Source organism: Mesorhizobium sp. M7A.F.Ca.US.002.01.1.1 (genome assembly GCF_004022955.1).
Lineage (GTDB): Bacteria > Pseudomonadota > Alphaproteobacteria > Rhizobiales > Rhizobiaceae > Mesorhizobium > Mesorhizobium ciceri.
The window spans coordinates 1-1,832 of record NZ_RZQE01000781.1 but is presented as its reverse complement, the minus strand read 5'-3'; the positions used below and the strand labels follow the sequence as shown (position 1 = coordinate 1,832).

At 61.5% G+C, this 1,832-nt stretch carries 2 protein-coding genes; both read right to left on the bottom strand.

What is annotated here, in order from left to right; all coding sequences use genetic code 11:
* Window positions 1–243 precede the first annotated feature (243 nt).
* Entirely contained in the window at window positions 244–1,251 is a 1,008-nt protein-coding gene (locus tag EN932_RS35375; protein ID WP_206619016.1) for an NAD(P)-dependent oxidoreductase, read from the bottom strand.
* A gap of 59 nt (window positions 1,252–1,310) precedes the next feature.
* Window positions 1,311–1,832: aldolase/citrate lyase family protein (locus EN932_RS35370; RefSeq protein WP_128369485.1), on the bottom strand; the 522-nt coding region annotated here is incomplete at its 5' end.

Sequence of the window (1,832 nt, the reverse complement as noted above, 5' to 3'; positions counted from 1 at the left end):
GCTGCCAACATACCGGTCATCTGGCCGAAGCGGGTTATGAAATTCCGGCGGGTCGTTTCGCCACGCATGAAGGCGTCGACCTCTGCTTCGAGACCGGCCTGAAAGTCACGTTTTTCACGATCGTTCATAGTGCTTGGTCCTCCCGTTTTCTCATTTGCTCACTCGTCCGCAGGCGCGGCGGTCGAGCATTCCTCCCGTAAGGCCCCCGCAATGGCCGCGGCGGCGCGCCAAATTCTCGCACTCCTAGCTTCCGAAGCGGCCCGCGAAAACGGCCAGCCTATCCTTCCACCGCTCGCTCGAAAGCACCTCGCGATTGACCACACCGCGCGGCTCGCGACCATGTTGAACCTCGATTACCGCTTTGACGTCTGCAGCGCCGTTGCCGGCAAAGCACTGGTCGGTCCAGCACAATGCGTGCGGGGCAAGGATGACGTTGTCGAGTTTGAGGATTGCATCGTCAGCATCCGGCGGCTCCTGCTCCAGCACGTCGAGACCGGCGCCGGCGATACGACGCTCCCGCAGGGCTTGTGCCAACGCCTTCTGGTCGACGATCGGGCCGCGCGCTGTATTGATCAGGTAAGCAGTAGGCTTCATCAGGGCGAGCCGCTCGGCACTGACGAGATGACGCGTGTCAGGCGTCAGCGGACAACTTACCGACAGCACGTCGGCGCGACGAAACAGATCTTCCAGTCCGACCAGCTCCACGCCTAGTTCGGCAGCGACCTTCTTGTCTGCAAATGGGTCATGGGCGATGAACCTCATATCGAAGGGCTTTGCCAGGCGAAAAACTTCGGCGCCTATGTTGCCGATGCCGAGCGACCCCAGCGTACGCCCCACGAGCCCGACACCCATATGTTGGGAGCGCTCCTGGAAGCCATGAGGTCCCTTACGGGTGAGGGCGTCCTTCGTGAACAGCTTGCCGGTGAGTGCCAACATAAAGGTGATGACGGATACGGCGACCGGCCGTCTTACCCCATCGGGCGTGATGACCAGAGCGATGCCGGCGGCAGTGCAGGCCTCGACGTCGACAGTATCGTAGCCGACGCCGAAGCGGGCAACGACGGCCAGCCGACCGCTCTTGGGGACACTCGTGGAAACGAAGCGATGAGTGAGAAGGATCAGCGCATCGAAGTCCTCAAGCTGGTCGGCGCGAAGCGGGTTATTCGATTCCAGGAATGTCATCTCGAGGCCTGGCGCCTTGCGCAGAGGCTCCAGGTCGAAGTCGGGATAGGTCAGCGAGCCGTCCGGCATGCGGAAATCACCGGAAAGCGCCACCTTGAACTTTAGGTCGCCCATTCTCTCCTCCGTTCTTACTGGCACCCGGCCCGGATTTTGGAGACCGCGTCGGCGATCGCGTCGTGCAGTATCCAGACGTCGCCCGAATAACAAATGAAGTCGAAGCCTTGTGCGTAGAACTCGTGGCCCTGCTGGACGTTGGGCACCAGGCGCCCGAGCGACTTGTTGTGCCTTTTGGCGGCGGAAACGATTTTGGCCATCGCGGCGATGAAGGTCGGGTGCGCGAAGTCGCCGGGAATGCCGAGCGAGACCGACAGATCAAAGTGACCGACCCACAGACAATCGACGCCGTCCAATCCCGCAATGCCGTCGATGTTCTTGACGCCGTCGGCGGTCTCGATCAGGCAGATGAACACCGAGCGCTGGTTGGCCGCCTCGAACTTATCTGCAACCGAGCCCGGACGGTAACGGTCATGCGCGATCTGCAGCGCCACGCCGCGAGCGCCAGCCGGATGGTATTTCATGGAACTGATGATGTGCTGCGCCTGCTCGACGGTACTCACCATCGGCGCGATTAATCCTTCGGCCCCCATATC

What these genes read in the sequence shown, in the direction of transcription:
- EN932_RS35375 (WP_206619016.1), bottom strand. Translation starts at nt 1,251, where the DNA reads ATGCCGGACGGCTCGCTGACCTATCCCGACTTCGACCTGGAGCCTCTG.